Origin of the sequence: Thiemannella venezuelensis (assembly GCF_014203605.1) — a bacterium.
In the GTDB taxonomy this organism is placed as follows: Bacteria; Actinomycetota; Actinomycetes; order Streptosporangiales; family Streptosporangiaceae; genus Planomonospora_A; species Planomonospora_A venezuelensis.
The window spans coordinates 491,628-514,549 of the sequence record NZ_JACHJJ010000001.1 but is presented as its reverse complement, the minus strand read 5'-3'; the positions used below and the strand labels follow the sequence as shown (position 1 = coordinate 514,549).

General features: G+C 70.6%; 22 protein-coding genes. 6 read left to right on the top strand and 16 right to left on the bottom strand.

Features of this window, described 5'->3' with window-relative positions:
• Window positions 1-3: 3 nt before the first annotated feature.
• Genes FHS22_RS02595 through FHS22_RS02580 form a run of 4 tightly spaced genes read right to left on the bottom strand, consistent with a single transcriptional unit; the run spans window position 4 to window position 2,507 of the window.
• Window positions 4-957, bottom strand: a complete 954-nt coding sequence (locus FHS22_RS02595) for a complex I subunit 1/NuoH family protein (RefSeq protein ID WP_184937977.1) — start codon at window positions 955-957, stop codon at window positions 4-6.
• A 45-nt stretch (window positions 958-1,002) separates the two neighbouring features.
• The gene (locus tag FHS22_RS02590; RefSeq protein WP_184937975.1) at window positions 1,003-1,548 is read right to left on the bottom strand and encodes an NADH-quinone oxidoreductase subunit C; all 546 of its coding nucleotides are present in this window, start codon (window positions 1,546-1,548) and stop codon (window positions 1,003-1,005) included.
• 43 nt (window positions 1,549-1,591) lie between these two features.
• The gene (locus FHS22_RS02585; protein WP_184937973.1) at window positions 1,592-2,113 is read right to left on the bottom strand and encodes an NADH-quinone oxidoreductase subunit NuoB; all 522 of its coding nucleotides are present in this window, start codon (window positions 2,111-2,113) and stop codon (window positions 1,592-1,594) included.
• A gap of 22 nt (window positions 2,114-2,135) precedes the next feature.
• A complete protein-coding gene (locus FHS22_RS02580) occupies window positions 2,136-2,507 on the bottom strand; it encodes an NADH-quinone oxidoreductase subunit A (RefSeq protein WP_184937971.1) in 372 nt (123 codons plus the stop codon).
• A gap of 299 nt (window positions 2,508-2,806) precedes the next feature.
• On the opposite strand from FHS22_RS02580, the gene FHS22_RS02575 reads away from it, so the two are divergent.
• The 4 genes from FHS22_RS02575 (at window position 2,807) to FHS22_RS02565 (ending at window position 7,605) form a co-directional block, all read left to right on the top strand.
• Window positions 2,807-4,276, top strand: a complete 1,470-nt coding sequence (locus tag FHS22_RS02575) for a polysaccharide deacetylase family protein (protein ID WP_184937969.1) — start codon at window positions 2,807-2,809, stop codon at window positions 4,274-4,276.
• Between the two features lie 138 nt (window positions 4,277-4,414).
• Entirely contained in the window at window positions 4,415-4,504 is a 90-nt protein-coding gene (locus FHS22_RS39520; protein WP_377295935.1) for a putative leader peptide, read from the top strand.
• Window positions 4,505-4,709: 205 nt separating this feature from the next.
• Window positions 4,710-6,566 (top strand): 2-oxoacid:acceptor oxidoreductase subunit alpha, encoded by a 1,857-nt coding sequence (locus tag FHS22_RS02570; RefSeq protein WP_184937967.1) that lies wholly within the window; start codon window positions 4,710-4,712, stop codon window positions 6,564-6,566.
• Complete coding sequence (locus tag FHS22_RS02565) at window positions 6,559-7,605, top strand: 2-oxoacid:ferredoxin oxidoreductase subunit beta (protein WP_184937965.1); 1,047 nt, start codon at window positions 6,559-6,561, stop codon at window positions 7,603-7,605. Before FHS22_RS02570 ends, FHS22_RS02565 begins: the two co-directional genes overlap by 8 nt.
• Window positions 7,606-7,648: 43 nt before the next feature.
• On the opposite strand, the gene FHS22_RS02560 is transcribed toward FHS22_RS02565, so the two are convergent.
• Genes FHS22_RS02560 through FHS22_RS02550 form a run of 3 tightly spaced genes read right to left on the bottom strand, consistent with a single transcriptional unit; the run spans window position 7,649 to window position 11,007 of the window.
• Window positions 7,649-8,932 carry a hypothetical protein gene (locus FHS22_RS02560; RefSeq protein ID WP_221473089.1) on the bottom strand — a complete coding sequence of 428 codons (1,284 nt, stop codon included), beginning with the start codon at window positions 8,930-8,932 and terminating at the stop codon, window positions 7,649-7,651.
• Window positions 8,933-8,975: 43 nt separating this feature from the next.
• Window positions 8,976-10,178: a glycosyltransferase gene (locus tag FHS22_RS02555; protein WP_184937961.1), complete on the bottom strand. Its 1,203-nt coding sequence runs from the start codon at window positions 10,176-10,178 to the stop codon at window positions 8,976-8,978.
• Between the two features lie 22 nt (window positions 10,179-10,200).
• On the bottom strand, window positions 10,201-11,007 hold the full coding sequence (locus tag FHS22_RS02550; RefSeq protein ID WP_338047561.1) for a WecB/TagA/CpsF family glycosyltransferase: 807 nt from the start codon (window positions 11,005-11,007) through the stop codon (window positions 10,201-10,203).
• Window positions 11,008-11,224: 217 nt separating this feature from the next.
• Here FHS22_RS02550 and FHS22_RS02545 point away from each other — a divergent pair, with 217 nt between their 5' ends.
• Window positions 11,225-12,184 carry a glycosyltransferase family 2 protein gene (locus FHS22_RS02545; RefSeq protein WP_184937959.1) on the top strand — a complete coding sequence of 320 codons (960 nt, stop codon included), beginning with the start codon at window positions 11,225-11,227 and terminating at the stop codon, window positions 12,182-12,184.
• Here FHS22_RS02545 and FHS22_RS02540 read toward each other — a convergent pair.
• Together FHS22_RS02540 and FHS22_RS02535 are read right to left on the bottom strand one after the other, a co-directional pair.
• On the bottom strand, window positions 12,147-13,559 hold the full coding sequence (locus FHS22_RS02540; protein WP_184937957.1) for an O-antigen ligase family protein: 1,413 nt from the start codon (window positions 13,557-13,559) through the stop codon (window positions 12,147-12,149). The two genes, FHS22_RS02545 and FHS22_RS02540, sit on opposite strands and share 38 nt — an antisense overlap.
• A gap of 7 nt (window positions 13,560-13,566) precedes the next feature.
• Window positions 13,567-14,223, bottom strand: a complete 657-nt coding sequence (locus FHS22_RS02535) for a hypothetical protein (protein ID WP_184937955.1) — start codon at window positions 14,221-14,223, stop codon at window positions 13,567-13,569.
• A 230-nt stretch (window positions 14,224-14,453) separates the two neighbouring features.
• On the opposite strand from FHS22_RS02535, the gene FHS22_RS02530 reads away from it, so the two are divergent.
• Complete coding sequence (locus tag FHS22_RS02530) at window positions 14,454-15,335, top strand: DUF6492 family protein (RefSeq protein WP_184937953.1); 882 nt, start codon at window positions 14,454-14,456, stop codon at window positions 15,333-15,335.
• Between the two features lie 8 nt (window positions 15,336-15,343).
• Here the strand turns inward: FHS22_RS02530 and FHS22_RS02525 are convergent, their stop codons facing one another.
• The 7 genes from FHS22_RS02525 to FHS22_RS02495 form a co-directional block, all read right to left on the bottom strand.
• Window positions 15,344-16,423 (bottom strand): hypothetical protein, encoded by a 1,080-nt coding sequence (locus FHS22_RS02525; protein WP_184937952.1) that lies wholly within the window; start codon window positions 16,421-16,423, stop codon window positions 15,344-15,346.
• Window positions 16,424-16,493: 70 nt separating this feature from the next.
• Entirely contained in the window at window positions 16,494-18,017 is a 1,524-nt protein-coding gene (locus tag FHS22_RS02520) for an oligosaccharide flippase family protein (RefSeq protein WP_184937950.1), read from the bottom strand.
• Between the two features lie 81 nt (window positions 18,018-18,098).
• Window positions 18,099-18,992, bottom strand: coding sequence for a glycosyltransferase family 2 protein (locus FHS22_RS02515; RefSeq protein ID WP_184937948.1), 894 nt, complete (start codon window positions 18,990-18,992; stop codon window positions 18,099-18,101).
• Window positions 18,993-18,995: 3 nt separating this feature from the next.
• Window positions 18,996-19,991 carry a hypothetical protein gene (locus FHS22_RS02510; RefSeq protein ID WP_184937946.1) on the bottom strand — a complete coding sequence of 332 codons (996 nt, stop codon included), beginning with the start codon at window positions 19,989-19,991 and terminating at the stop codon, window positions 18,996-18,998.
• On the bottom strand, window positions 19,988-21,250 hold the full coding sequence (locus tag FHS22_RS02505; protein WP_184937944.1) for a DUF4910 domain-containing protein: 1,263 nt from the start codon (window positions 21,248-21,250) through the stop codon (window positions 19,988-19,990). The genes FHS22_RS02510 and FHS22_RS02505 overlap by 4 nt, the downstream gene beginning before the upstream one ends.
• On the bottom strand, window positions 21,247-22,269 hold the full coding sequence (locus FHS22_RS02500; RefSeq protein WP_184937942.1) for an NAD-dependent epimerase/dehydratase family protein: 1,023 nt from the start codon (window positions 22,267-22,269) through the stop codon (window positions 21,247-21,249). The genes FHS22_RS02505 and FHS22_RS02500 overlap by 4 nt, the downstream gene beginning before the upstream one ends.
• 9 nt (window positions 22,270-22,278) lie before the next feature.
• Window positions 22,279-22,920 carry a PIG-L deacetylase family protein gene (locus FHS22_RS02495; protein ID WP_184937940.1) on the bottom strand — a complete coding sequence of 214 codons (642 nt, stop codon included), beginning with the start codon at window positions 22,918-22,920 and terminating at the stop codon, window positions 22,279-22,281.
• Window positions 22,921-22,922: the final 2 nt, after the last annotated feature.

The following is a 22,922-nucleotide window of genomic DNA, read 5'->3' as shown; positions in this document are numbered from 1 at the left end:
GGATCACACGGCGAGGACCTTGACGACCCCGGTGAGCGCGAGCTGGACCAGCGCCAGCGGGACCAGCCCGGCCCAGGCGAGCTTCTGGAGCTGGTCCTCGCGGAGCCGGGGATAGCTCACCCGGAGCCAGATCACCACGAACACCAGCGCGAACACCTTGAGGAGCATCCACACGGGCCCGGGCAGCAGCGGCCCGTGCCAGCCGCCCAGGAAGAGCACGCCGGTCAGCGCGGAGAGCACGATGATCCCGGCGTACTCGGCCAGCAGGAAGAAGGCGAACCGGATCCCGGTGTACTCCGTCATGGGCCCCATGATGATCTCGGACTCGGCGAGCGGCATGTCGAACGGCGGACGGCGCAGCTCGGCCAGGCCCGCCGTGAAGAACACCACCCCGCCGATCGCCTGCCAGGGCAGCCACCACCACTGCCAGGCCTCCACGATGCCCGGCAGGGAGAGCGTGCCCGCCGCCATCGCGACGCTGGAGGCCGCCAGCACCAGCGGGAGCTCGTAGGACATCAGCTGGGCGGCCGAGCGCATCCCGCCCATCAGGGAGTACTTGTTCCCGGAGGACCAGCCGGCCATGATCGAGCCGAGCACCCCGACGCCCATCACCGCGAGCACGAAGAACAACCCGGCGTCCAGGTCCACCCCGACCAGGCCGGGCCCGACCGGGATGACGACCATCACCACCAGGTACGGCACCAGCGCCACGCCGGGAGCCAGGCCGAAGACCCGGCGGTCGGCGGCGGCCGGGATCACGTCCTCCTTCTGGACGAACTTGACCCCGTCGGCGATCAGCTGGGCCCAGCCGTGGAAGCCTCCGGCGTACATCGGGCCGAGCCGGGCCTGCATGTGGGCCATGGCCTTGTGCTCCATCTGCCCGGCGACCAGCGGCAGCACGAGGAAGGCCGCGACGATCGCGACGAGCCGGACGGCGACGTCGAGCACCTCAGGCATCCTGCCTCCATCGGGAAGCCGTCACGGCACGGCCGGGCTCGGCGGTCACGGGGCATCGGGGGCCTCACGGCCCCAGTCGGCCGGAACGCCCGGCGGGAGCGTCTTGCGGCGGCTCGGCGAGCCGTGGTCCGACTCACCGGGTTCCTTGGCTCCCGGCCAGGCCTTGGCGACCCGCGAGGCGAGCACGAAGTCCTTGCGGAGCGGGAAGCCCTCGAAGCCCTCGGGCAGCAGCAGCGGGACCAGGTTCGGGTGCCCCTCGAAGACCACGCCGAACATCTCGAAGGTCTCCCGCTCGTGCCAGTTCGCGCCCCGGAACACCCCGACCGCGCTGGGCAGGCGGGGGTCGGCGCGCGGCACGCGGGTGCGCAGCAGCAGCCGGGCGCGCTCCACCGGGTCGTAGAGGTGCGCGACGACGCGGAACCCGTCCGGCGGATCGTCGACGCCGGTCAGCCAGTCGAGGAACGCGTAGCCCGCGTCCCGCGCGGCCGCCAGCACCTCCAGCCAGTCTCCGGCCGCCACGTCCGCGGTGGTCTCGCCGAAGGACTCCGAGAGCTGCACGCGGGAGCCGTACCGCTCGGCGGGGAAGTTCATGCGGTCTCCTCCTCCGGAGGCCCGGGGCTCGCGTCCGGCCCGCTCACGCGCCCGGCTCCTGCCGGGAGGGGCCGTAGCGGTCGGCGAGCGACTCGGCGGCGATCTTCTCCTGGAGCTTCATGATGCCGTGGAGCAGGGCCTCCGGCCGGGGCGGGCAGCCGGGGACGTAGACGTCCACCGGGATGATCTGGTCGACGCCCTTGGTGACGCAGTAGGAGTCCCAGTACGGCCCTCCGGTGTTGGAGCAGGCGCCGAAGGAGATCACGTACTTCGGGTCGGGCATCTGCTCGTAGAGCCGCTTCACCGCCGGGGCCATCTTGTCGGTCACCGTGCCCGATACGATCATCAGGTCGGCCTGCCGCGGGCCGTTCGCGAACGGGATCACGCCGAACCTGATGAAGTCGTGCCGGCTCATCGTGGTCGCGATGAACTCGATCGCGCAGCAGGCCAGGCCGAAGTTGAACGCCCAGAGCGAGTAGCGCCGCCCCCAGTTGAGGATGAAGCGCATGGGTTTGGGGGCCAGCCGCGCGACCGGCCCCAGGGTGGGCATCGGGAGATCCGCCATGTCACGCATTCTCCCTCGCCGATCACGTCCAGGCGAGTACGCGCTTGCGCCAGGCGTAGAGGATTCCCAGCGCGATGAAGCCCAGGAAGACGAACATCTCCACCAGGGTGGTCATCCCGAAGCCGGGCGCGGCGAAGACCGTCGCCCAGGGGAAGAGGAAGACCGCGTCCACCGCGAACACCACGTAGAGGTAGGCGAACACGTAGTAGCGGACCTGCGACTGGGCCCAGCCGTCGCCCACGGGGTCGACGCCGCACTCGTAGGTGGTCAGCTTCTCGGGCGTCGGCCGGTCCGGGCGGAGCAGCCGGTTGACGAACAGGCCCCCCGCGACGACGGCGATCCCGATCGCGAGGAGCACCGCGACCACGGCGTAGCGATCGAAGTATCCGTCCACGGACCGATCGTAACCGCGGACCGCCTCCCTTCACAGGACCGGGGCACGAGCTCGTGGAGGCGCCGCTGCAACCGCTCGGATCAGGTGGATCCCGCCGGAGATCCCGGTACGCCCGTTCATCGAGGACGGGGATTCCACTCTCCGGGCGACAGCGATCTCCGCATGCCGGCGTTCTCCGATGACTGTCGCCGCAGGCTCCGTCACGTTCCGGAGTGGCCAAACCCGGATTCGACAAAGCCTCTTTCCCGGTAACCCCAAGAGAGGGTAAAGCGGGTTACTCTCCGTCTAACGTGACATTCATGCGCAAACTGCGATTCGCCGGAGGAATCACGCTGCTCACCGCGACCATGATCGGTTGCGGCGCGGCCACCAGCTCCATCGCGGCGGAGAAGCTCCTCCCCTCGGAGCCCACGCTGATCGAGTACGTGGACCCCTCCCTGGTCCGGGGACTGAGCACGAAGACCCTCACCGAGGGCGACTCCGGCGACCGCCGCGCGCATGCCGCCTACCCCGTGCTGGACGACGCCCCGCAGCTCACCGCGAAGCTCCACGAGGTGGTCTCGGCGCGGCTCGGCCGCTTCCGCAGCGACACCGCCGCCTCCGTCGCCACCGCCTCCCCCGAGCTCAACGTGGACTGGCAGCTCACCGCCGCCTCCGACCAGGTCGTCGGGGTACGGCTGGGCATCGGCGAGTTCGCCGGCACCGGCTGGGCCAACTCCAGGACCACGGTCTGGTACGACCGGGTGGAGAAGCGCGCCATGGACTCCGCCGGCCTGCTCAAGGACCGCTCGGCGCTGACCGTGCTGGCCTCCCTCGCCCGCCAGGAGCTGACCGGCCGGCGGACCGGCGTGGACGTCGACGCCGTCCGGGCGGACGAGCGGCTCTTCGACTCCCTCGCCTTCAACCGCCACGGCGACCTCGTCGTGGAGTTCGACGACTACCAGGTGGCGGCCGGGTCGCTCGGCCGGGTGGCGGTGGCCGTACCGGCGGAGCGCGTGACGGACCTGCTCTCCCCCTCCGGGGAGCGGGCGCGCCGGGCGGCCACCTCGGTGCGGGCGGCGACGGCCCCGGTCTCCTCCGCGGAGACGATCGGGGCGGCGGCGTCCGGCGGCCCCGAGGCCAGGAGCACGAAGGCCGGCACCGTGGACTGCGCGAAGGCCAGGTGCGTGGCGCTGACCTACGACGACGGACCCGGCCCCGACACCGGGAGGCTGCTGGACGTCCTGAACCGGTACGGGGCGCGGGCCACCTTCTTCACCCTCGGCTCGAACGCCTACGCACGCCCCGAACTGCTCCGCCGGATGAGCGAGGAGGGCCACCTGGTGGGCGGCCACACCTGGTCCCACCGCTCCCTCACCTCGCTGTCCACCAGCAAGATCGCCCACCAGCTCACCCGGGCGCAGCAGGCGGTCGCCCGGGCCACCGGGCAGACCCCGGCCCTGATGCGCCCGCCGTACGGCGCCGTCGACCGGGACGTCACCGACGTCGCCCGCAGGCTGGGCCTGTCGGTGGTCCGCTGGAGCGCCGACACGGCGGACCTGAAGACCTCCGACCCCGGGGCCATCGCCCGCGCGGCCGTCTCCGGGGCGGGCCAGGGGGCGATCATCCTGATGCACGACGTGCACCGCCCGACCGTCGAGGCGACCCCCGAGATCCTGCGGACCCTCTCGGCCCGGGGCTACACCTTCGTCACGGTGCCGGAGCTGTACGGCTCCGCCGGGATGCAGCCGGGGACGATCTACGACTCCGGCCCGACCCCGGCGCGGTAGGGCGGCCGGCCGTGCGGGACGGCGGGACCGCCGCGGGAGGCCGTGTCACAGCCGAAGGCCGTGTCATAGCCGGGGACTATGGCCCCATAGCCGGAGGGGATGAGGGCGGGCGTGCTGCGGGACATATAGTTGGGCACTGTGACCCCAACTGTCCTCTTCGGCCGTCTGCACGTGGATCTGTGCCGGCTCGCCGCCGGGCTGTGTCGGGCTCACCGTCCGCGATCGTGACCCCCCGTGGCCTCCCCGCGCCACGAGCACGACGCCCGCGCCCCCACGCCCCACCGCTGCGGCCCGCCGAGGATATGCGACATACGTCACACTCCTCCGCCGAGTGGAACGCGATAGACCACCGCGTGACCCCGAGGGATCTAGCATGGAAATGAAGAACATGCCATCAGCAACGGCGCCCTTGCGCGTCGAGGAGGACTGAGCTGTGACCAAGCAGGTTCAGCAACTCGACCGCGTGATCATCCGCTTCGCCGGCGACTCCGGCGACGGCATGCAGCTGACGGGTGATCGCTTCACGGCGGGAACGGCGGAGTTCGGCAACGACCTGTCCACCCTGCCCAACTTCCCGGCCGAGATCCGCGCCCCCGCAGGCACCCTGCCGGGCGTGTCGAGCTTCCAGCTGCACTTCGCCGACCACGACATCCTCACCCCCGGCGACGCCCCCAACGTCCTGGTCGCGATGAACCCCGCCGCGCTCAAGGCGAACCTGGGCGACCTGCCGCGCGGGGCCGACATCATCGCCAACACCGACGAGTTCACCAAGCGCAACCTGCAGAAGGTCGGCTACGACGCCAGCCCGCTGGAGGACGGCTCGCTCGCCGAGTGGCGGGTCCACGCGGTGCCGCTCACCTCGCTGACGGTCAAGGCCCTGGAGGGCTTCGAGCTGTCCAAGAAGGACGCCGAGCGCTCCAAGAACATGTTCGCCCTCGGCCTGCTGAGCTGGCTCTACCACCGGCCGACCGAGGCGACGGTCTCCTTCCTGGAGACCAAGTTCGCCAAGAAGCCCGACATCGCCAAGGCCAACATCGCGGCCTTCACCGCGGGCTGGAACTACGGCGAGACCACCGAGTCCTTCTCGGTCTCCTACGAGGTCAAGCCCGCCAAGCTGCCCGCCGGCGTCTACCGCAACATCTCCGGCAACCAGGCTCTCGCCTACGGCCTGATCGCCGCGAGCGTGCAGGCGAGGCTCCCGCTGTTCCTCGGCTCCTACCCGATCACGCCTGCCTCCGACATCCTGCACGAGCTCTCCAAGCACAAGCGGTTCGGCATCCGCACCTTCCAGGCGGAGGACGAGATCGCGGGCGTCGGCGCGGCGCTCGGCGCCTCCTTCGGCGGGGCGCTGGGCGTCACCACGACCTCCGGCCCCGGCGTGGCGCTGAAGGCCGAGACCGTCGGCCTGGCCGTGATGACCGAGCTGCCGCTGATCGTGGTGGACGTGCAGCGCTCGGGCCCGTCGACCGGCATGCCGACCAAGACCGAGCAGACCGACCTGCTGATGGCTCTGTACGGCCGCAACGGCGAGTCGCCGCTCCCGGTCGTCGCGCCGATGTCGCCGAGCGACTGCTTCGACGCGGCGGTCGAGGCGGCCCGGCTCGCGGTGAAGTACCGCACGCCGGTCATGCTGCTCTCCGACGGCTACCTCGCCAACGGCTCCGAGCCGTGGAAGGTGCCCGCCGCCGCCGACCTGCCGGACATCTCCACCGAGTTCGCCGCCGGGCCGAACGACGGCGAGGCCTTCCTGCCGTACCTCCGCGACCCCGAGACCCTGGCCCGCCCCTGGGCCGTCCCGGGCACCGCGGGCCTGGAGCACCGCATCGGCGGCATCGAGAAGGCCGACGGCACCGGCAACATCTCCTACGACCCCGACAACCACGACCGCATGGTCCGGCTCCGCCAGGCCAAGATCGACGGGATCGCCAAGGACATCCCGGCGCTGGAGGTCGACGACCCGGACGGCCCCGGCGGCGGGACCCGCGTGCTCGTGCTGGGCTGGGGCTCGACCTACGGCCCGATCGCGGCGGCCGTACGGCGCATCCGCGCCTCGGGCGGGAAGGTCGCCCAGGCGCACCTGCGGCACCTCAGCCCGCTGCCCGCCAACACCGGCGAGGTGCTGAAGTCCTACGACAAGGTGCTGCTCCCGGAGATCAACCTCGGCCAGCTGGCGCTGCTGCTGCGCGCCCGCTTCCTGGTCGACATCATCAGCTACAACCGCGTGCGCGGCTTGCCGTTCAAGGCCGAGGAGCTGGCCGGCGTGATCCAGGACGTGATCGACAGTGAGTGAGCTTCTGAACGGCCGGGGCCTGTCCCTGGTCCCCAAGTCCGACGTCAAGCAGTCCATGAAGGACTACAAGAGCGACCAGGAGGTGCGCTGGTGCCCGGGCTGCGGTGACTACGCGATCCTCGCCGCGGTCCAGTCCTTCGTCCCGGAGCTCGGCCTCAAGCGCGAGAACATGGTGTTCGTCTCGGGCATCGGCTGCTCCTCCCGGTTCCCGTACTACATGAACACCTACGGGTTCCACTCCATCCACGGCCGCGCCCCGGCGATCGCCACCGGCCTGGCCGCCTCCCGCCCCGACCTGAGCGTGTGGGTGATCACCGGTGACGGCGACTCGCTCTCCATCGGCGGCAACCACCTGATCCACGCCCTGCGCCGCAACGTCAACCTGAACATCCTGCTGTTCAACAACAGGATCTACGGCCTGACCAAGGGCCAGTACTCCCCGACCTCCGAGGTCGGCAAGATCACGAAGTCCACCCCGATGGGCTCGCTGGACAAGCCGTTCAACCCGATCTCGCTGGCGATCGGCGCCGAGGCCTCCTTCGTGGCCAGGACCATCGACTCCGACCGCAAGCACCTGCAGTCGGTGCTGCGCGAGGCCGCCGAGCACAACGGCACCTCGCTGGTGGAGATCTACCAGAACTGCAACATCTTCAACGACGGCGCCTTCGACCAGCTCAAGGACCCCGAGCAGCGCGACGACATCACGCTGCGCCTGGAGCACGGCCGGCCGATCGTCTCGGCCTCCAAGGCGGTACGGCGCGCGGCCGACGGCGGCATCGAGGTCGTCGACCGGGCGTCGGTGGCCGAGGACGAGATCCTCGTGCACGACGCGCACCGCGCCGACCCGTCGCTGGCCTTCGCGCTCTCCCGGCTGGACGAGCCCGCCTTCGAGCACGTCCCGATCGGGATCTTCCGCAGCGTCGACCGCCCGTCCTACGACGAGCTGATGGCGGCGCAGCTGGAGGAGGCCGTCGCGCAGGGCGGCCCCGGCGATCTCGACGGCCTGCTCCTGTCCGGGGACACCTGGCGCATCGGCTGACGTCCCGCGGTGCCGGGCCGCCGAGCGGCCCGGCACCGGAGACTCACGGCGTGATCTTGTAGATGTGCGCGGTGTGCTCGGAGGCGAAGGTGTCCTCGAACCGCCCGCCCTCCACCGGCACGGTCCGGTTCTCGAAGAGCACCTCCACGCTGCCCGCCGAGGCGATCCGGGACGGCAGGGTCAGCGTGCGCGGCCCCGGCTCCGTACCCTGGCCGATCATGGCGAACACGTAGTACGAGCCGTCGCGCTCCTTCAGCATCGTGTCGAGGCCCGTGCCGAAGCCGTGGACGTACGACTGCGTGTTGAGCACCGGGGCCAGCCGGGTGATCTGCCTGTTCACCTCGGTCACCGCGGCCCGGGTCTCCGGGTAGCAGTCGCGCAGCACGTGCTGGCTGATGCAGGGGCCGCCGAAGTTGTGGTTGAAGTAGATGATGCCCCTCGCCTCGTGGATGAGCGACTGCATCACCGCGCCCCGGACCTGCTCGGGCTCGATCGCCCTGCCGTCCTCCATCGGCCAGCCGACCTCGACGAACGCGTAGATCGGCTGGCGCTTGCCGTCCCGGCCGTCCAGCTTGCGCTCCTTGTCCATGAGCAGGCCGTAGCCCGCGGCGCGCGGGCACCGGGTACGCGGCAACTGCAGGAAGCGCTCGGCCTCCTCGCAGATGAACGGGTCGCTGTACCAGTACAGGTCCGTCGACATGATGTCGGTGTACCCGTTGACGAACTTCTCGGCCTCCGCCTCCGTCTCCCACATCGCCACGCCCTTGCCGTAGTTGGCGTAGTACATGCGGCCGTCGCCCTTGGGCAGCCGGTCCTTCAGCTCGCGCATCACGGTGTAGCCGCAGGGCGTCTGCGCCGGTTCGCACGGCTCGCCCTCACCCTGGTTCTTCCCCGTCCACTTGTTGTCCCCGGCCCCGGCCCACATGTCCGGCTCGTCCGAGATCAGCCACCCGACCGTCTCCGCGCCCGCTCCGTCCAGGGGCTTGCCGGTGATGGCCCACATGCCGTGTTTCCTGATGAAACCGGCGTCGCTGTTGTCGGTGAGCGCGAAGTAGGTGTTGAGACCCGCCTCCTTGTCGACGAGGACGTCCTTCTCCTCCACGACCGACTCGAACCAGACTCCGATGGGGAAGAAGGTGTCCTTGCTCCAGCCTGCGGCGTCGGCGGCGGGGTAGGCCCGGTAGTAGGCGGGGCCGCCCTCCCACTCGACCCTGGAGGGCTGATCCGTCCCCGAGGAACCGGTGCTCAGGGTCACCCATCCCACCGCGAGTGCGATGACGACCGCGAACACCTGCAGGTACCACTTCTTGCTTCGGCTCCGGACCATGTCCCTCCCGGGAGCGCTCTGGGGTGACGTCGTAGCCATGGTCTCATTCGACCAGCCGCATGAGATCGGCCGCGCGGACCGACCAGGCCGCGTCCGCCACCGAGGAACGCAGTTCCTCGGCGGGCAGCGGCCCGCCCTCCTTCAGCGCCGTCCTGACCGCCTCGGCGAAGTCGGCGGCCCCCGAAGCCGTGATCACCTGGTCCGGGTATCTCTCCAGCTCGCCGAAGGGCGTGCTGACCACCGGCAGGCCGAGGGCGAGATACTCCTTCAGCTTGATCGGGTTGCTGTTCCTGATCCATTCGTTGTCCAGCCAGGGCATGATCGCCACGTCGAACCCGGAGCCGTAGGCCGGAATCTGCTCATAAGGGCGGAAGCCGAGCCAGTACACGTTCCGATGCCGGGTGAGCCGCTCGGTCGGCCCGTTGGCGTCGCCGATCAGCACCAAAGACGCCTCGGGCAGCTCTTCGGCCAGCCGATCCAGCAGATCGAAGTCGACCACGAAGTCGTCGAGCGCGCCGAAGAAGCCGATCCGCGGACCCGGTACGGCCAGCAGGTCCGCGGGCCGGCGCTCGGGGGGGACGCGCGTGAAGTGGTCCAGGTCCACGCCGTGGTCGAGGAAGTACGCCCGCTCTCCGGTGATGGGGCGCTCCTGCGCCATCAGGGTGTTGCTGACGTATACGACATGGTCGGCACGTTCCAGCAGCGCACGCTCCATGTCCGCGATCGACGTCCCGCCCGACTCGGGGAAGGCCGAATGGTGGTCGGAGCGGTTGTAGACCAGGCAGCGGCGGCGCATCGGCCGCACCACGTCCCAGGCCGTGGGAAGGGTGGCCACGATCACCGGCCGGCGCAGCCCCAGCGCCAGGCAGACCACCCTGACCTGGGCCCTCACCAGGGCGGCTCCCAGCCTGCGGCCCAGCCGCGAGCCGTACAGCGGCAGCGGCAGCGGCGACATCACGTAGAAGCCGGGGAACGGCCGGCGGACGAACTTGGCCACACTGCGCAGCTTGCGGAAGATGCGCCGCAGCACGTGGGTGGAGCGGCCGGGCACCGGCATGCGCATACCGATGCTGTTGACGACCAGGACCCTCCGCTGCCCGGCGACCTGCCGCATGAGCTGGAAATCCGAGTGCGCCCTGTTGTGGTACCACCAGTCCTGGGCCGAGAAGCAGACGTAGCCGGACGGCGGCGGAGCCTCCTCCGGCGTGGCGGGGCCGGGCACGACGGCCAGCGGGGGACGGGTCATCTGTCACCAATCTCGGTAGAGGTCAGGAAACGCGGCCCGCCAGCCGCTTCCAGGCGGCCGCGGCGAGCACCCTGAGCGCGAAGGGCAGGTCGTCGCGGAGGTAGCGCCCTGCCAGACGGCGCGGCTCCAGCCAGAGCCGGTACAGCCATTCGCCGCCGGCCCGCTGGAGCGCGGCGGGAGCGCGCTGGAACTGCCCGGCGGCCATCGGGATGCCGGCGCCGCAGCCGAGATGCCATGCGGACGGCAGCCGGGGACGCAGCGCGGCGATGAAACGCTCCTGCTTGGGGAATCCCAGGCCGACGAAGACGAGATCCGGGGCCGCGGCCGCAACCTTCTCCACGGCCTCCCGCAGGCCGTCCTGGTCGGTATCGAATCCGAAGGGCGGCGAGTGGGTCCCGGCCACTTTCAGCCCCGGGTAGCGGTCGGCGAGCACCCGGCCCGCCCCATCGGGAACGCCCGGCTCACCGCCGAGCAGGAACACCGTGCGGCCCTCCCTGGCGGCCAGTTCGCTCAGGCTGAAGACCAGGGAGGCGCCGGTGACCCGGGCGGGGACCGGCGTGCCGGACAGCCGGGCCGCCCACACCAGCGGCATGCCGTCGGCGACCACCAGCTCCGCGCCCGCGACGAGCTCGGCGAGCGCGGGGTCCGCGGTGGCCTTGCGGGCGATGTCGACGTTGGCGGTGACGATCGAACCGCCCCGGCGCTGCCGCCACTCGGCGGCCACGTGCTCACCCACCTGCGACTCGGTCAGGGCCATGACGTCGACGGCGCCCACCCGTACGCGCGGGATGTCGTTCTCGGTGATGTCCGCACTCCCCCCAGCGATCACGGCCTATCCGTTAGATCGGTCATCGGAGGGCGCCCGTTACCTCCGGGCTCCGACCGGGAGGCACGGCCGGTCCAGGCGGCCGGCCCCGTCTGTAACGACCGGCCCGCCGTACCGGATATAAGGCAGTCGGAGCCGTGAACGAGAGACAGGGACATCGGGGAATTGGCGAGGGGTACCAAGCTGACGGCGCGGGGCGGCGGCAGCGCCGCCCGGAGACATGAGCACCGGCGGGATCTCCGTGCTGCCTGAGGAGGGCTCCGGCGGCCCCGCCAGGATCGCCGTCGTGATCGTCACCTACAACAGCGCCGGGGTGCTGGGCGAGTGCCTGGACTCCATCGCGGCGGGGGCCGAGGGCGTCCACCTGGTCAGCGTCATCGTGGCCGACAACGCCTCCAAGGACGACTCGGTGCGGGTGGCGGAGAGCAGAACCGCCCTGCCCGTGCGCGTCGTCCAGGTGGGCCGGAACGCCGGCTACTCCGCGGCGATCAACGCGGCCGTCGCCACCATCGGCGACGGCGAGTGCGACGCGGTCTACGTGATCAATCCCGACTGCCGCCTGCGGCCCGGTTCGCTCGCCCCGCTCGTGGCGGCGCTGCGCCGGCCCGGCCGCGGCATCGCGGTCCCTCTCATCGTCAACCCCGACGGCACCCTGCAGCACTCGCTGCGCCGCATGCCGACCGTGGGCAGGGCCTGGGCCGAGGCGCTCATCGGCGGGAACGCGGCCGGCCGCCTCGGCAGGCTGGGCGAGCTGATCACCGATGCCCGGCTGTACGAGGCACCGGGCGCGGCCGTCTGGGCGACCGGCGCCGCCATGCTCATCTCGGCGGTGGCACTGGCCGAGGTCGGCCCGTGGGACGAGTCGTTCCTGCTCTACAGCGAGGAGACGGAGTACGCGCTGCGGGCGGCCGATCACGGCTACGCGCTCTGGTTCGAGCCGGCCTCGGTGGTGGAGCACATCGGCGGCGAGTCGGGCGTCAACCCGACGCTGGCCGCGCTCCTCATGGTGAACAAGGTCAAACTGTTCAGGCGGCGCAGGGGCCCGGTGGCCGGCGCGGCGTACTACCTGGCCATGGTGCTGGGTACGGCGGTGCGCGCGGCCGCGGGCCGGGTCACCGCCAAGGCCTCGCTCCAGGCGCTGCTCATGCCGTCGCGGCGGATGAAGGACCTTCCCCAGTGAGACCGGTGCGGGGCCGTTCCTGAACGGCGCGCAGCAGTGCGCCCACCGCGCCCAGCAGGGCGAAGCTGAGACCGGAGACCATGGGGAAGGCCAGGAGGTCGAAGGTCGCCGACCCGAGCAGCGGGATGACCAGCGCGGCCGAGAGGGCCAGCGCGAGGTCCTTGGTCTGCTCGTCCCCGGCGGACATGAGCCGCACCCGGATCAGGGCGTACTGGGCGACGATGAAGAGGCCGAAGAACACGACCACGCCGATGATGCCGCTCTCGACGGCCGTCAGGATGTACTGGTTGTCGAAGATCTGGTGTTTGGGCGCGTACCAGGTGCCGATTCCGCGGCCGAGCCAGGGATACCGGGATATCTCCGCGACCGCGTTGTCGTAGTCGTGCGTGCGGTAGGTGATGCTCTCGTCATTGGTGGCGTTCGCGAAGAGCCCGTAGAACACGCCCAGCAGGCCGGGCACCAGCACCCTGGTCACCGCCAGCGCGATCACGACGGCGATCAGCGCCTGGATCCTGCGCCGTCTCGACCAGCCGAGGAACAGCACGATGCCCGCGGCCAGCACGGCCAGCACGGCCGAACGGGAGACCGACCACATCAGCCCGCTGGCGACCAGGCCCGCGCACACCCACCAGCGCACCGCTCCGCGACCGGCCGCCCGCGCCCGGTGGGCGTAGTGCACGGCCAGGGGCAGGATCATCGCGCTCACCACGCCGAACTCGATCGGGTGGCCGGTGGTGGAGGCCACCCGGCGCAGTGACCCGCGTTCGATCATCCGTTCCAGTTCCTCCTCCGTGGTGGGACGCAGGAGCGGCACGCGCATGAACTCGGTCAGGTCGAACGCGAACAGGAACTGCAGCCCGCCGATGGCGGAGACGATGGCGCCCGAGACCGCGATGGTCTTGAGGACGAAGTCGAGGCGTTCCCTGCCGCGCACTCCGTCGCAGATGCCCAGGGTGATCCCGATGTAGCCGATCATCACGATCAGCATGTGGTCGGAGCTGTTGAGCTCGTCGTTCGGCAGGTAGCGGAAGGAGGTGTAGCCGTAGGAGAACAGGAGCACCGTGGCGAAGACGAAGACGGCCCGCCGCATCGGGTTCGGCCCCTTCGCGATGCCGAGGCGGGTGCTGAAGTGGGCCAGCAGCCAGCACAGCAGGATGCCCCCGCCCAGGATGTCGTGAACGGTGAGCGAGATGGGCAGTCCGCGCAGCACCTGCCGGGCCGGGATCAGGAGCAGGGCGACGAGGTAGAAGCAGGCCAGTGTGGCGCCGTCGGCGCGCCGGGGCAGCACACGGCGGCCGCCACCGGTCGCCGTCACGCCGGTCGCCGTCACGGGGGTCGCCGTCACGGGGGTCGCTGTCACGGGGGTCGCTGTCATGGCCGGCTCAGCGGGTCAGCGCGGGGGCCGTGGAGCGTTCCCGTTCGTCCGGGACGGGCAGCCGCTGGGCCTGCGGCCGGCGTGCCTTCCCGGCCTGGCGGGCGTTGGCGAAGCTCTCCGCCGAGAAGACCAGGAACAGGGTCATGATGAGGCCGACGGCCAGGCCGACCACGACCGCCCGCATCCGGCTGCCGCTCATCTTCAGCGGGGTCGTGGGCGGCATGACGTCGACCATGGTGATGTAGGTGCTGCGCGGCGCGTTGACCAGCTTCTGGCGGTTGTCCAGCTCCACGCGGGCGCGGGCGGCGGCCTTCCGGACGATCTCCCGCGCCTCCCCGGCGGTGGCCGCCTCCCCCTCGATGAACACGAAGGGGCTGTTCATCAGCAGCTCCGGGTTGGTGGCCCCGTTAGTGGCCTTGTACGTCGTCCCGTCCGGGGTGGCACCCAGCTCGGCGGCGACCTCGGGCCTGTTGACCGCGTGGATGACCATGGAGGCCGCCATGTTGAGCCCGTCGTTGAAGTTCAGCAGCGGATTGCTCGGCCAGTTGGGAAACTGCTCGTCCAGCGGCTGCGTCCCGCCGGTCGGCGGCACGGTGAGCACCACGACGGCCATGGAGGTGTATGTCACGGGAACCGTCATGTACAGCCCGACCACACCGCCCATGGAGAGGAGGAGGGCGGGGAAGAACACATACCATCGCCGGAAAACGACGAGGACAGCCCCCCAGAAGTCCATCCGTTTCCCTCCCGTCCTCAGAAGTCATCGCTCAACCATCATGGGGCGTTACGCAGTCACGTGTAACATCCCCCCCGGCCTGGATCGATACGAAATAAGGTGCCGAGCATCAGGATGCGCCGGCTGTATCCCTGTCTCCCGCTGATTGGAAGTCCGGCATGGCGGAACTGGCTGTCATCACCCCGACTTACGGCCCCGACGCGGAACTGTTCGCGGATCTGCACAGATCGGTGCTGGAGTTCACCGGTGACGACACGGTCCACCACGTGATAGTCCCGGCGGCGCACAGATCCTCCTTCGCCCGCTACCAGGGTCCGCGCTGTCGCATCTGGACCCATCCGGAGCTGATCCCCCGCCGCTACGTCCGGCTCCCGCTGAACAGCGGCGGCGTATGGATCAACGGTGCCCGGCCGTGGCCGCCGGTGCGCGGCTGGATCATGCAGCAGGCAGCCAAGATCGCCGCTGCCACGGCCGTGGACGCCGACACGGTGCTGATGGCCGACTCCGACGTGGTGCTGGTCCGTCCCGTCTCGGTCAAGTCGTTCACCGAGGACGGGAGGTTGAGCCTGACGCGTGCGGAGGGCGGGGTGAAGAAGGAGATGGAGCGGCACGTCCTCTGGCACCAGGTCTCCCGGCGGCTGCTCGGCCTGCCGCCCGCACCTCCGCCTCCGCTGCCCGACTACGTCGGCGCGCTGCTCTTCTGGGACCCGGCGATCGTCACGGCCATGCAGAACAGGCTCAGCGAGGTGGCCGGCCGGCACTGGCTGGAGGTCTTCACCTCGCAGCTGCACATCTCCGAGTTCATGCTGTACGGCGTCTTCGCCGACGAGGCCCTCCCCGAGCAGGAGCGTCCCGCCACCAGTCCGGAGGTGTGCCTGAACAACTACGAGCGCACGCCGATGACCATGGAGGACGCGCTGGCCTTCGCCGAGCGGCTCGGCCCCGACACCATCGGCCTGATGATCTCCTCGCACTCCGGCACCGGCCCCGAGGTCCGGCGGGCCGCCATCGAGCGCGGCCGGCAGGTGGCCGCTCGTTGAGAACCGGTTCAGCCGGACTTCCCCGGTGACGACTCGACCTGGCCGTTGACGTTCTCGGCCGGGTCATCTATGACGATGACCGGGAAGACGGCCGTGATCGAGTCGTCGTCCAGATCCGGCTCGGGGGGCCTGTAGGGCTCCTCGTGCTTGGCCGGTTCCGGCGACGCGGCGGGCCTGGGAATCCTGACCTCCGCGGTCGTCTCGGCGAACCCGGCGGGCCCCGCCTCCGCTGCCGCTCCGACCGGTTCGGGACGGCCCTCGTGCTCGGCGGGCTCCGGGACCTCGGCGGGCTCCGGAGCCTCGGCCGGAGGTCCGGGCGCCCCGGTGGGGGGTTCGGGCGCCGCGCCGGACCCGACCGGCGCGGATTCGGGGGCGGGCCGCCGCTCCTCGGGCTCGGGCGCCCGGACCGCCCCGGCGGGAAGCGCGGCATCTCCTCGCGCGGCCTTCGCGATGCGGGAACGTTCCCTGGCGTACACGGCACCGAACAGGCAGAGGAAGGCGGTCACGAGCACCGTGCCGGTCGCCTGCGCCTTGTTCGCCAGGGACTGCTTCGCCATGGTCGGCGGGATGACGTCCACCGCCGAGATGTAGGTGGCCGCGGGCGCGCCCAGCGCCACCTGCCGCTTGTGCAGCTCGCCGCGGACCCGCTCCCTGGTGTCCTTCACCACCTTCTCCGCCTTGGCCGCGGACGTGGCGTCCACCTCGATGTAGACGAAGGGGCCGCCGAGTTGGAGCAGCACGTCGCTGCTGCGCCCGTCGTCGATGGTGAGCTCGGTGTTGCCTTCCGGCGGCGCACCGAGCTGGGTCAGCACCTGGGGCGTGGTCAGGGCGCTGATGAGAATGGCCGAGGTGGTGCGCAGCCCGTCGTTGAACTCCAGCAGCGGGTTGGTCAGCGCACCTTTCTTGTTCGGGTCCTGCGGGAGCAGTTCCCCGGTGGCCGAGGTGGTGAGCACGATGAAGCTGGAAGCGGTGTATCGGGCGGGAACCAGGAAGAACGCCACAAGTGCGGCGGTCAGCGGGAACACTATCAGCAGCGTCGCGACGAGTTTCCGCCGCAGGAGACCGATGACGATATTCCAGAACTCCATGTTTCCCCGCCTATTCCATTGCAGGATCTGCAACGTAGAACAGCTCTCTTCGCCTACTCTGACATACGCCTCACTCGCGGGTGAGTCGCAGACGGCGGCTCAGGAGACCGGCCGCCCGCCCGGAGACCTCCCTTAATCGCCGGCGCGGCACCACCAACACCACGTAGACGACCAGCCCCGCGGCGGACCCCAGCACGAGTTCGGCCACGGCCGGCCCCGCCACCAGCCAGTTCACCCCTGCGGTCACGGCGAGCCCGCAGCCGAATCCCCACAGGGGGCGGAGCATCGAGACGGCGATGGGCCGGATCGGCACGCCGCAGCGCCGCAGCATGAAGGCCGCGATCGGCAGCGCCACCACCACACCGGCCAGTGCCTGCCCGACGGCCGCACCGCGGATGCCGTCGAACCGGGTCCCGACGATCAGTATGGGGATGAGCAGCACGCCGTGCCCGACGTTCATCCACATCCCGGCCTTGGTGTTGCCCTGCCCGGTGAGCACGTCGAGCGCGAACGCCGTCAGCATCCGGGTCACCATCACCACCGCCAGGAAGCGCAGCACACCCGCCGAGTAGTTCCACTGCTCGCCGTAGAGGAAGGCGATCAGCGGATGGGACAGCACGATCATCACCATGGCGACCGGCAGCACGGCGTTGAGCAGCAGCGTCGCGGACCGGCGCACTCCCTCGGCGAACGCGTCCGGGTCCTGTTCCGAGAGCCGGGAGAACCCGGGGATCGACACGTAGCGCACGGCCATGCCGATCACGCCCGGCACCCAGCTCGACACGTTGAAGGCCAGCAGGAAGTACCCCAGCCAGACCGGTCCCATGATGTTGCCGACCACCAGGTAGCCGGCGTTCATCAGCATGGTCTCCAGACCGATGGCGGCGGCCGACGGGATGCCGAACTTCAGCAGCCGCACCGCGACGTCCCGGTCCAGTCCCAGCCGCAGGGGCAGTCCGGCCTGCCTGAACATGATCGATCCCGCGATCACGGCGGCGGCCACCTGCCCCCAGGCGAAGCTGAACGCGCCCGCGCCCTGCGCGGCCAGGGTGATCGCGATGGTCCCGTTGGCCAGGAAACCCACCCCGACGGCCATGGTGATCTTGTCTTGCTCGAAGCGGCGCATCAGCGCCGCCGACCGCACCGCGGTGAACCCCTCCACGAGGATGACCGCGGTGAGCAGCCGGACCACCGGTGCCGCCTCCTCGGCCCCGGCCAGCGCGGCGAAGTACGGCGCACCCGTGAAGAAGACCAGGTAGAGCCCGATGGCGGAGATGAACGACAGGACCGTCGCCGTCGGCGCGATGTCCTCCAGCCTGCCCCGCCACTGCACGACGGCGGCCATGATGCCGAGGTCCTTGACGGTCATCAGGATCGTCATCGCCGCCAGCGCGACGGCGTAGAGCCCGAAGTCCTCCGAGCCGAGCAGGCGCGCCATCACCAGGCCCATGAGGAACGAGCCCGCCCTGGTCAGCAGGGTGCCCAGGAGCCCCCACCGCAGCCCCCTGCCCGCCAGCCGGCCGATCGAGGGCGCGCCGGAGCCGTCACCCTCTTGATCTGTCACCAGCGGCCCTGTGCCCTGCTGTTGCGCCATCGCCGTCCTTCACAGGGCTGTCACCCACCCGTACCGAGAGAATCGACACGGAAGGGACAGCCGTTACATAGGGCCCGCGCGTCAGTGCGCCCGGCCGAGCACCAGCCGGCCGGCCTTGCGGGCACGGCGGACCGCGGCCAGTCGGTGGCGGCGTACGTACAGCGCCCGCACGGCGGCTCTGATCTGCCTGGCCTGCTCGGGAGTGATCTCACCCGCGCGGGCCGCGGCCTGCGCCCAGTAGACCGTCTCGCGGCACTGCAGGATCGTCGAGCAGTACCCCTGCCAGGCCGGCACGCCGAGGCGCCTGGCGAGCGTCGCGCGGAACTTGATCGCCCAGTGCCGGTGTGCGAGCACCTCGTTGATGTGCTCCCACGGCCCCGCCATGGCCATGCGGGTGGCGAACACCTGGTCCTCCTGCGGCATGTTGCGGCGCTGCATGGCCGCGATCGGCTCCCGTCTGACCATCCCGTAGAGCGGATCGATGATCAGGTAAGTCTCGGTGAGCAGCCGCAGTATCTCCGCCACCCGCTCGACCGGGTCGTCAGAACCCAGGCCGGAGCCGGGCTTGAACTCCTCGTACGGCTGCGTCCGCACCACCCCGTCAGGCCCCGTGTAGGAGATCTGCGTGGTGACCAGGAGCAGCCGGGGATCGGCCTGGAAGGCGTTGACGCAGCGGGTCACGTACGTCGGGTCGAGCCGGTCGTCGTCGCCGATCCACCGGAAGTACTCGCCCTTGGCCGCCTGGATCGCGTACTCGAAGTTCTTGAGCATGCCCAGGTTCTGGGCGTGCCGGTGGTAGGCGATACGGCTGTCGGAGGCCGCCAGGTCGCGGCAGAGCTCCTCGGTGCCGTCCGTCGAGGCGTTGTCCGCGATGACCAGCTCGACGTCCCCGTGCTCCTGGGCGAGCACCGAGCGGATCACGCCCTCCATGACGTCGGCGCCGTTGTACACGGGAAGGCCTATGGAAACCAGCATCCCTCACTCCTTTGTCTGTTCGACCCGCTCGAGCCAGATCTCCCGCCAGAACGGCAGGTGGCCCCGCGGGCAGTTGAGGCTGTTCGTACCGGGGCAGACGACGTTCTCCAGCACCACGGACGGGGTCTTCATCTGCAGCATCCGTCCGGTGGTCTCGTCGATGCACCGCTCCACGCGTCCGGTGACCCTCGCCGTCCGGCCGCAGAAGGCGGTGAGCCCGTCCTCGAACCCCATGCCCCGGTTCTGCAGCCGCTCGTTGAGCGTCAGCTCGATCTCGCGCTTGGAGCGGATCCTGACGATCTCGCCCGGCTTCAGGTCGAGCGCGGCCACCGGGGTCGGGCCGACGGCGCGGCCCTTCAGGAAGCCCCACGGCCGCCCGCCCCGCAACCGCAGCCATCGGGGCAGCACCCGCCTGCTGAGGTACTGGAACTTGTCGAACAGCGCGATGAGGACACCGCGCACCGTCTCGGCCACGGTGTTGTTGCCCGAGCGCACGTCCCACGCGTACTGCCGCAGGTCCTTGACCGGCAGGCGTTCCGGCGCGGCCCGCAGGATCTCCGTCGCCTGGCAGGCGTAGCGGGGCGAGCCATCGGAAAACGGCTCCCGGCTGGTCCTCCGGCTGAGGACCTCCACGTCGACGGGCCCCGGGCCGGCCGGCGGGAACGTGTCCCGCGCGTCTCCTCCCGGGCCCTTCTCCACGCGCTTCAGCCACGCGGTCTTCCAGTACAGCAGGCAGGCCGTCTGACAGCCGCCGTGCGCGCTCCCGTCGCACCGCGAGCCCGTCAGATGCACCGCGTCGGGCATGCGCCGCAACCCGCTGCGCTCGATGGTGTCGCACAGCTTGTGCGCCACCTTGCCGACGGTGAGCCGCCGCCCGCAGAACTCCAGCATCTCCGGCATGAAGGGCAGGCCGTCCAGCTCGCCGTCCTCGTCCAGCGTCGCCAGGATCTCCCGGACACTGAGCACTTCCACCACGTCGCCGACCCTGTACGCGGTCATGTCCCCACCTCCTTGATCAGAGCGGCGGCGGCCAGCGCGCGGGCTGCCTGCGCCACCGCGGCGAACGGGATCGCCGAACGTTGCGCTATCGCGAGCAGGTCATGCGTGCCGTCGGAGAGGTTGAGCACCCACAGGATCGCCATCTGGTCGAGCCCCGGGGTCCCGTAGAGCCCCCTCCTGCCCAGCTGCGGCTCCCCGTAGGGGGAGAGATTGACGTAGGTGCGGTTCTCCTCCAGGACCTCGACAATCTCGCGGACGGCCGTGAACGTGTCGGCGAGCGCCTCGGCGGTCACGAACCCCGGGTCGTCCGCGGAGGTGTGGTATTCGGGGAAGGCCCCGTTGGGCGTGCGGGTCAGCAGGCCGACGGGCAGGTCGAACCCGGGTGAGCAGAACTGCCGCTCGTCGTAGCCGAACGGGGTGAAGTCCACGACCGTGCCGCCCCGGGCGGCCACGACGTGCGCGGCCGCCCTGTCCACCCCGGCGTCGCCTCTGCGGCTGCGCTTGTACGTCAGCCCGCCGGGATCCCCGGCGCACGCCAGCACCAGCCCGTGCCTGATGTGCTCCACCCGGTCGCGGTTGCGCGCCAACCACGTGATCGACCCGATCGTGCCCGGCGCGAACACGAACCGGTACGTGTGGCGCGGGGCGGTCAGCGAGCGGGCCAGTTCGACCGCCACGGCGATGCCCGCCAGCGTCTCACTGGCCAGCGCCGGGTGGCAGGTGTGGCACTCGATCAGCACCTCGCCCGCGCCCGATCCCTCCACCACGTGCTCGGCGTAGGTCAGGTGCCCGTCGGCCAGCGTCGAGTCGATGAGCACCTCGTACTCCTCGTCCTCGCGCAGCCCCCTCAGCGTGTTCTCGCTCAGGCACAGACCCCACGTGTCGCCGTAGTAGGAGGTCCGGTACGGCACCAGCTCCGGCTGGTCGGGCAGCGTGTGCAGGTGCCCGCGGAGCTCGGCCAGTGTCATCGTCCGCGACACCGGCACGCTGTAGCCCACCACGTGCAGGGGGCTGCGGGCGAGGTCCACCACCCGCTCGCCCGCCCGGTTCTTGAGGTAGGCGTCCCTGATGTTCCACTCGCGGGGCACCTGCCAGTCCAGGACCGGTGTCCCCGTCGGCACCTCGTGGACCGTCAGCGGCACCTCCTCCGCGATGATCTCCAGGGTCTGCCGCACGCCGTCGCCGGTCATGCTCCTGTGGAGCGGATGCAGCCGCCGTACCAGGGCGTGCATCCGCTCTCCCGCTCCCGTACCGGTCATGTCGCCCGCAGTGTCCCGTCGATGAGGCCCGCCTCACGGCGCCCGGCCAGCCAGGCGAGCCGGGTGAAGCGCTGCGCGAAGTCGGGCTCGGTCAGGCCGTGGCGCTGGTAGGCCTCGATCAGCTCGACCGCGCCCGCCTTGATCGTCCAGCTCGCCTGGTAGTCGGGTAAGGCGGCCCGCAGCCGGGAGAAGTCCACCCGGTACGAGCGCGGGTCGCCCCCGGCCTCACCGGTGATCAGCAGCTCGGAGCCCGGCACGGCCTCCACGACCTCCCCCGCGATCTCCGCCACCGTGACGTTGTTCTGCTCGGTGCCCACGTTGAACGCCTTGGCGTGCACGGCCTCACGCGGCGCGGTCAGCGCCAGCAGGAACGCGCCGGAGATGTCGTTGACGTGCACGAGCGGCCGCCACGGCGTCCCGTCGGAGAGCACCTTCACCTTCCCGGTCAGCAGGGCGTGGCCGACCAGGTTGTTCAGCACGATGTCCACCCGCGGCCGCGGGGAGAAGCCGAAGGCGGTCGCGTTGCGCAGGAACACGGGTGTGAAGTCGTCGTCGGCCAGGCCCGACAGGTCGTCCTCGACGCGGACCTTCGACTCGGCGTAGGGGGTGACCGGGCGCAGGGGCGCGTCCTCGCCGACCAGTTCGTCGCCTCCGGAGGCGCCGTAGACCGAGCAGGTGGAGGCGTAGAGGAAACGCCTGACCCCTGCGTCCCGGGCCAGCTTGGCCAGCCGCACGGACGCGTGGTGGTTGATGTCATAGGTCAGTTCCGGCGCCAGCGCGCCGAGCGGGTCGTTGGACAGCGCCGCCAGGTGGATCACCGCGTCGAACCCGGCGACGTGCTCGGGACCGGCGTCCCGCAGGTCCACCCGGAACCCCGGCGGCTCCACCGGGACCGGTCCCAGCGCGCAGTCGGCGAACAATCCTGAGTCCAGGCCGACCACGTCATGACCCGCCGCCTGCAGGGCGGGGACCATGGCCGTGCCGAGATAGCCCTGATGACCTGTCACGAGAACACGCACAGCATCTCCTTAGTACCCGAAAACGATCTTCGCCGAATGGAACGCCTCGGCGTAGCGGCTCTGGCACTGCACTCCGCGCACCCTGGCCAGGCCGCGGAAGGCCTCCTCGTCGAACCAGGTACGGCCGTGCTGCGAGGGGTAGTGCTCGTGCAGCAGGGCCCATTTCTCCGCCAGCGCCTCCGCCGGCAGCGGGACGAAGACGTTCGGCTGGGCCAGGTCGGACTCCCACTTGAGGATCTCGTAGCCCAGCACCAGGTGGTCGCGGAAGGCGGTGGGCACCAGCCGGGCCAGGGCCCGGTGGTCCTGGTGCGCGTCGTGCGGCGCGGGCGCGAGGACCACGTCCGGCTCGCACCGGCGCCGCACCTCCTCCACCGCCTGCTTGGCCCGCTCCCAGTGGACGGGCAGCCGCCCGTCCGGGACGTCCAGGACGGTCACCTCCAGGTCCGCCTTGGGGCAGAACGCGGCCAGCGCGGCCCGTTCCTCGTCCTCCCGCTCGCTGCCCCCGCCGGAGAGCACGAGCGCCGTGACCCGCGTCTCCGGGTTGGCGCGGCAGATCTCCAGCAGGGCGCCGCCGGCCCCGATGGCGATGTCGTCGCAGTGCGCGCCGAGCAGCAGGATCTCCGCGCAGCGCTCGGGAATCAGCCGGAGCATCG